Genomic DNA, 6,714 nt, shown 5'->3' with positions numbered 1-6,714 from the left:
AAAAGAAATGAAAAAACTCGTACTGAAACAAAAAGCAAGAGAGATTCCTGTAAAACATGGTGCGTTTTGGGAATATCTCGGTTGAAAAGAAAAGCCCCTTAATTAGGGGCTTTTTTATGTCTTCTATACTTTTACAATCTCTATTTTCCGATGTATGACATCCTCTTTTCTTTCATAACTATTTATAAAAGGAGGAATTGTCCACGTGAAACGCTTAACCATATTCATTTGTATTGTAATCGTTTTGTTACTTAGTTTTTTTCATCTTTTCGCATTAATGCGTCTCTATCCTTTATACCTTTCCTCCCCGCTTCTATTCTTTGCTATTTATTTGGCTATTGCCTCATTCTCCCACCGCAGGACATTTCGCGGATTCAACAAATAGCCCACGTGAAGTGATCTCACGTGGGCTTTTCATTATATTCCAGTCGAAAAACGAGCGTATGATTTTGGTAATAAAGACTTTCACCTATGTTCTAAGCTACTGAATACTTTACTTTAAAAGTTCTTCCATTTCATTCAATTTCTCTTCAAATACGTCCAGGGCGGCGAGTATTGGATCCTTAGAAGTCATATCAACTCCAGCATGCTTCAGAACTTCAATTGGATAATCGCTGCTTCCAGCCTTGAGAAAACTCTTGTAGCGGTCTACAGCTTCATCGCCTTCAGTCAGAATCTGATCGGCAAGAGCAGTTGCGGCGGCATATCCTGTGGAGTATTGATACACGTAATAACCCATGTAGAAATGCGGGATTCGTGCCCATTCGAGACCAATTTTCTCATCGACGACTATGTTGTCTCCGAAATATTTCTTGTTAAGACCATAATAGATTTCAGTCAGTTTATCAGCTGTCAAAGCTTCACCTTTTTGCGCTTGAATGTGAATTTCGTGTTCGAATTCAGCAAACATCGTTTGACGGAAGACTGTTCCTCTGAACCCTTCCAGAAAGTTGTTCAGTAAGTACAACTTTTCTTTATCGCTTTCTGTATTCTTCAGCATGTAATCATTAAGAAGAGCTTCATTACATGTCGATGCAACTTCGGCTACGAAGATCGAATAGTTTCCATAACGATATGGCTGATTTTCGTGCGTATAATAGCTGTGCAAGGAGTGGCCCAACTCATGAGCGAGCGTAAACAAGTTGTTCACATTGTCCTGCCAGTTCATCAAAATGTACGGGTTCGTTCCATAATGACCGGAAGAATAAGCGCCACTTCGTTTTCCTTTATTCTCGACAACATCAATCCATCGATTTTCAAAGCCTTCCTTAACTATATTGACATACTCTTCCCCAAGAGGCTCTAGTCCCTTAAGCACTTCTTCTTTTGCTTCCTCGTACGAGATCTCCATTTCGGCATCTTTCACGAGCGGGGTGTAGATGTCATACATATGGACTTCATCAAGCCCAAGAACCTCTTTCCGCAACTCTACATAACGGTGAAGCAGCGGAAGTCGTTCGTTAACCGCTTCAATTAGATTATCGTAGACAGTTTCCGGTATGTTATTACTATCCAATTTCGCCTGACGAGCACGATCATAATTTCTAACTGTGGCGTTAAAATTATTCTTTTTGACGTGTCCACTCAGTGTTGAGGCGAAAGTGTTCTTAAAAGAACCGAATGTATCATACATGGCATCAAAAGCTGTTTTTCTAACTTCTCGGTCACTTGATTTCAAGAAGCCTACATAACGGCCGTGAGTAAGATCCACTTCCTCCCCTTTTTCATTCTTGATCGTAGGGAAAGTAAGATCAGCATTATTCAAGGCACCAAACGTTTGTGATGGATTGGCTCCGATTTCGGAAAATCCAGCAAGCAGCTTTTCTTCTTTCTCACTCAACACGTGAGGGCGCTTACGGCTGATTTCATCAAGCGTGTGGGAGTATTCCTCAAGAGGCTCATAATCCTTGACGAATTGCTTGATTTTTTCTTCAGATAAAGTCAAAATCTCAGGAACAATGAAGCTCATCGCTGAAGCAATCTTCGTATAGAGACTCTCTGCCTTGGCATTCATCTCCTGGTATTTAGAGTTTGTTGTATCCTGGTCGTTTCTCATATGGGCATACGTATAGAGCAAGCCTATTCTATTTGAAATTTTATCTTGAAACGTTAACAGGTTGTACAAGGTCTCTCCTGACTGATCGAGGTTTCCTCGATACTGATCCAACTCAGGAATTAGTTCTTTAATCTGTTCCAGTTCTTTATACCATTCTTCATCTGTAGCAAATATCTCTTCAAGATTCCACGTCTTTTCAACGGGTACTTCATCTCTTTTCGGTATTTCTTTTGTAGAAGCCATAAACATCCTCCTTAAAATAATTCGTCCCCCTAAGAAAATTCTCGACTGAGGGAGGAAACCCTTCTTAAATATGAATTCTTTGTAAATTTTTTAATTGTTTTACCATAGTTTTATCTTCTTCGAGTGCATTCTTCATTGTTTGATGAAAAGCTACATCTTTTTTCTTAACCCATTCATGGTCATTAACTTTTTTAAGAACCCCTAAAGCATCCAGTAAATCAACGTATTCTTGCGCTACATCCGCTTGGTACTCGTTGACCGTACTATGATTGACCACTCGAGGAAACCAGCCCGATTGACCTATAGATTTGTTAAGGAAATGATCCATAATCAGACGCGTCTGCCATATGTACGGTTTTGTCTCAACAGAAAGCTGAGAGCGCACTGGCAAATAACAAATGGAAGGAATCAATGAAAAATGGTGACCTTTCAGGTAGAGATATTGCCTAAACTGACGTTCTTCAGAACCTACATTTGCCCTGTATTTAGTTCGATGGTTATATAATAGCCTTTCCCAGGAATGGCTTAGAGGATACTTATTCGAAGGATTTCTGAAGGAAAATAATTGGGGAAAAGTTAGACTAGCTAAAGGTTGGTTATGAAAGTCACCTGCTATGGAACTTGTTTCTACAAATTGAAGATCAGTGAGGATAATCATTTCTTCACATTCAGGATCATAGAAATATAAGTGGAAGTGATTATGGAAGAAATAAAGGAAAGACCGGAGGAAATTGTTCATTGAAATCTGGTGAAGATTCTGTTTTCTTAACTGGTTCACACCAAGAACCCATAACGGAAATATCCCAGCACGCAAGTACGCCTTATTTCTCTTTTCTACTTCTTTAGTTGCAATCGTAGCGCACTGATATTCGAAAGCTACTCTTTTCCCATTCATATGAAGGAGAACATCTGGCCGTTGTTGGATATCTTTAAGATAAGCTTCCAGTTCAACTTTGTATCCTTGGCTTCTAATCCATTGATACAGATCCCATTTACCTTTCTCGTGAAGGACTGATTCACCCTTCTGAAGAGCACAGTCACTTCTAGGGAAATGTGCAAAGTGTGGGCTCACCTTAGGGCCAGAGCGGACTAACAACTGTTCGTGACAATTTGGACAGTGAAAAAGTTCGGATTTTATACGATGGAGTTCATCAGGTTTTAGATGATACAAAGATTGCTTCTCTCCATTCTGATTAATGGCATAGTACAATCCATCACCTCCCCTTTACACTATTCGACACTATCCATTATTTTCCTTCCTGAAACAAAAAAATAAGCACACGCAGGTGTGCTTGTTTATATGATTAATCAACTGGAAAATATTCCTTTACCGATTCTAGAGCATTTTCAGCGAAAATTACTTTGCCATACTCTTCTAGTCGATGAATCGTGACAGATGATTCAAGTCCGAATTCCATCAGCTGACTTAAAATATTTTCTTGTTCGTCATCACTCATATTTTCATCAGTAAACTGAATATATAAATAGTACTTATCTTCAAAATGGAATAAACGCAAATCGAGGGACTCTTCCAGAGACAAATAGTGACTTAATTGAATTACATCCTCAAATTCGTTGAACCTTAGTGTAAACGTCAACGGCTCTTGAGAAAGATCATCTAAATCCTCTTCATCGTCGTTATCATCTGTTTGGGATTGATTAAATTTATCATCAAGCAAAGATTCCAGTTTTTCATCGACCGGTACATCAATCGCTTTACCTTCATCATTTGGGAGTTCCAGCTTTTGACCATCTTGGGAAACTTGCGCTCTTGTTACGATCACTTCTAAACCTTTATCCATAGCTTGGACTTGAATCCATAAAGGACCATCTGCTGTGAAGTTTTCTTGATCGTTGACTTCATCCATCATTTCCCAAAAAAGTTGTTCACTTCGTTCACGGTTATACCAGATCTCTTCTCTGTCAAAACCGCGTTGTTCTACATCCTGATAGGACACATAAAACTTGACTGTGTTTTCGTTGATACGTTCTATTTCCATACGTCTCTCTCCCTTCATAACATGTTTTAAGGGGGAAGGGAACATTCACCCTTTTCAGTTCGCTTATAAGAACCTTACCCGTTAGGTCAAAGCTTCAACCATCTTGATGTTTGTTTAAGGGTTGATGTACTTCTATTGTATGACAGTGAAAGCCAAATGGAAAACAAATTGCTTTAATTCAGCATATGCCCCTATCCCAAATATTGAGCAAGGGCTCCAGATTTTATCTATATATAGGTTGGATTCCTATTTTAGCTCATTCTTCAATGTTTGTCACTAGATAGTAGGAGGATTTTTAAAATGAATTTGGACATGCTTGAGCCTATACTTATCATCATTAGCATTGATATCATTCTCGGCGGAGATAACGCTGTTGTCATCGCTTTAGCCAGCCGCAATCTCCCCCCTGATCAGAGGAACAAAGCGATCTTCTTAGGAACGGGGTTAGCCATAGCAGCCAGAATATTATTAACCACCGTTGCTCTTTATCTTCTCCAAATTCCGTTCCTTCAATTAATTGGCGGACTACTTCTTTTTTACATAGCGTTAAAACTGCTGACAGATCGAGAAGACACCCAAAATATCAGTGCTGGAGACAGCCTGCTAGCCGCTGTTAAAACCATTGTCTTTGCCGATATTGTCATGGGTTTTGATAATGTGCTGGCTATCGCTGGTGCTTCCCATAATAATATCGCGTTGGTCACAATGGGGCTTTTGGTGTCTGTTCCTATTATTGTCTGGGGAAGCCGTTTTATCCTGATGCTGATGGATCGTTTTCCTTTGCTTATTTATTTCGGGGCAGGAATTCTTGCATATACGGCTGCAGAGATGGTTTTGGAAGACAGCTACGTCCTTCATGCCCTTTATGAGTATCCACTTATTAAAGAATGGCTTCCAGTCTTAGGTGTCGTTGCTACAATCAGCACCGGCTATTTCGTCAATAAGAAAAAAGAAGATGCAGCGGCTTAATATAGAAAAAAAGCTGTGACCATGGAGCGGTCACAGCTTTTTGATATTAGTTGACTAAGCGTTGCGCTTCTTTCAGTTGGAACGTACGTACACTTCTTGGTAAGAAGCGACGGATTTCATCTTCGTTGTACCCCACTTGCAGTCGCTTGTCATCTATGATGATTGGACGACGCAGCAATCCAGGGTTCTCTTGAATTAAGTCGAAAAGCTCCTGCATCGGCAGCTGATCGAAATCAACCTTCAATTTTTGGAAAACTTTCGAACGAGTAGAAATTATCTCTTCTGTTCCATCTTCTGTCATACGTAAGATTTCTTTAATCTCATCTAACGTCAAAGGTTCAGAAAAAATATTTCTTTCAGTGTATGCGATATCGTGTTCTTCTAACCACGCTTTCGCTTTACGACATGATGTACAACTTGGTGAGGTATAAAGTGTTACCATACAGAAACTTCACTCCTCAAAATATTATGGTAAAAATTTGATTCCTTATTACTTTAAAATCAATATAATCTAACCTTGATTATACTATATCACACTTGTCAAGTAATATCTATATTCGCTTTACATAAGTATGCCAAAAGAGGCTTTTTATCTAATGCACTACCCTATTCCACATTTTCCGACACGATAAACCTATTTTTATAAATTTTTTTGTTTTTTCAACTATATCGATTCATTGAAAATACCCACCTTCAATAAGGTGGGTATTCATCTTAATTATGGGTTTTTTGTTTTGTCCAATTCATTGAGAATATCTTCTGTATCCCGCTCTTCATCGATGGAAAGAACTTCGTCTACAGGCTGATAAGCTTTTCCATAGAATTCTTCATCTTTATACGTATGAATTTGGGTGTACATTTTTTTCATTTGGTCATAAATCTGTTCTTCTGAAGCGTCTTCAGGAGACCAATATAAGATTTCCATTTGATTCACTTCATTTGTAGCTAATGAACGTCTCGTATAACCGATGGATTTCGCATGTTTGAAGCCCTCACGCTGGTAGAAACGCAACCGTTTTTCCGTATCTGTTTCGTCATAGTCTACTGGTTCGACTTCAAGGATGATCGGCTTACCTTTTGCTTTCATTTTCTCAATGAGTTTATGACCAAGTCCTTGACCACGTGCTGCAGTGGAAACGTATACATAATCAATAAAAAGAAAAGTATCAAATTCTGCATACATGAGAACATGTTTTTCGCCTTCATCTTTATAGTAAAGATCGCTTTTCTCTTTTAGCAACGCTTCCATATGCTCTTTCGATTTCATTTCCTCTACAGGAAAATATTCGTTAAGCTTTTCATACCAATTCATTGATCTACTCCCTTATCATTAGTCATGTCTATTATACCTGAATTTCCTTACATTGTTAAATTGTCTGAGAGTTCCCGTTAGGTAAAGTTCCCTATTTAACTGAAAAATAAACAAGAAGTGGCGGTTCCCCGCCA

General features: G+C 38.8%; 6 protein-coding genes. 1 reads left to right on the top strand and 5 read right to left on the bottom strand.

Translation table 11 applies throughout. From position 1 onward, the window contains the following. Nucleotides 1-493 precede the first annotated feature (493 nt). From pepF to mecA, 3 genes are all read right to left on the bottom strand, one after another. Nucleotides 494-2,299 carry an oligoendopeptidase F gene (pepF, locus tag LD39_RS10845; RefSeq protein WP_035546183.1) on the bottom strand — a complete coding sequence of 602 codons (1,806 nt, stop codon included), beginning with the start codon at nt 2,297-2,299 and terminating at the stop codon, nt 494-496. Nucleotides 2,300-2,363: 64 nt separating this feature from the next. Continuing rightward, the gene (locus LD39_RS10840; RefSeq protein WP_035546181.1) at nt 2,364-3,509 is read right to left on the bottom strand and encodes a competence protein CoiA; all 1,146 of its coding nucleotides are present in this window, start codon (nt 3,507-3,509) and stop codon (nt 2,364-2,366) included. A 94-nt stretch (nt 3,510-3,603) separates the two neighbouring features. Next, nucleotides 3,604-4,299: an adaptor protein MecA gene (mecA, locus tag LD39_RS10835; RefSeq protein WP_035546179.1), complete on the bottom strand. Its 696-nt coding sequence runs from the start codon at nt 4,297-4,299 to the stop codon at nt 3,604-3,606. A gap of 300 nt (nt 4,300-4,599) precedes the next feature. Between mecA and LD39_RS10830 the strand changes: the two genes are divergently transcribed. Beyond that, a complete protein-coding gene (locus LD39_RS10830; RefSeq protein ID WP_035546177.1) occupies nt 4,600-5,268 on the top strand; it encodes a TerC family protein in 669 nt (222 codons plus the stop codon). A 46-nt stretch (nt 5,269-5,314) separates the two neighbouring features. Here the strand turns inward: LD39_RS10830 and spxA are convergent, their stop codons facing one another. Together spxA and LD39_RS10820 are read right to left on the bottom strand one after the other, a co-directional pair. Next, nucleotides 5,315-5,710, bottom strand: a complete 396-nt coding sequence (gene spxA / locus LD39_RS10825; protein ID WP_035546175.1) for a transcriptional regulator SpxA — start codon at nt 5,708-5,710, stop codon at nt 5,315-5,317. A gap of 276 nt (nt 5,711-5,986) precedes the next feature. Then, a complete protein-coding gene (locus LD39_RS10820) occupies nt 5,987-6,580 on the bottom strand; it encodes a GNAT family N-acetyltransferase (protein WP_035546173.1) in 594 nt (197 codons plus the stop codon). Nucleotides 6,581-6,714: the final 134 nt, after the last annotated feature.

The sequence above is a fragment of the Halobacillus sp. BBL2006 genome (genome assembly GCF_000786645.1).
In the GTDB taxonomy this organism is placed as follows: Bacteria; Bacillota; Bacilli; order Bacillales; family Halobacillaceae; genus Halobacillus.
The sequence above is the reverse complement of the archived record's forward strand: the minus strand, read 5'-3'. Positions and strand labels throughout refer to the sequence as shown.

Bases quoted from the DNA above. Each gene is read 5' to 3' on its own strand.
- mecA (WP_035546179.1), bottom strand. From the start codon at position 4,299: ATGGAAATAGAACGTATCAACGAAAACACAGTCAAGTTTTATGTGTCC.
- spxA (WP_035546175.1), bottom strand. From the start codon at position 5,710: ATGGTAACACTTTATACCTCACCAAGTTGTACATCATGTCGTAAAGCG.
- LD39_RS10820 (WP_035546173.1), bottom strand. From the start codon at position 6,580: ATGAATTGGTATGAAAAGCTTAACGAATATTTTCCTGTAGAGGAAATG.
- pepF (WP_035546183.1), bottom strand. From the start codon at position 2,299: ATGGCTTCTACAAAAGAAATACCGAAAAGAGATGAAGTACCCGTTGAA.
- LD39_RS10830 (WP_035546177.1), top strand. From the start codon at position 4,600: ATGAATTTGGACATGCTTGAGCCTATACTTATCATCATTAGCATTGAT.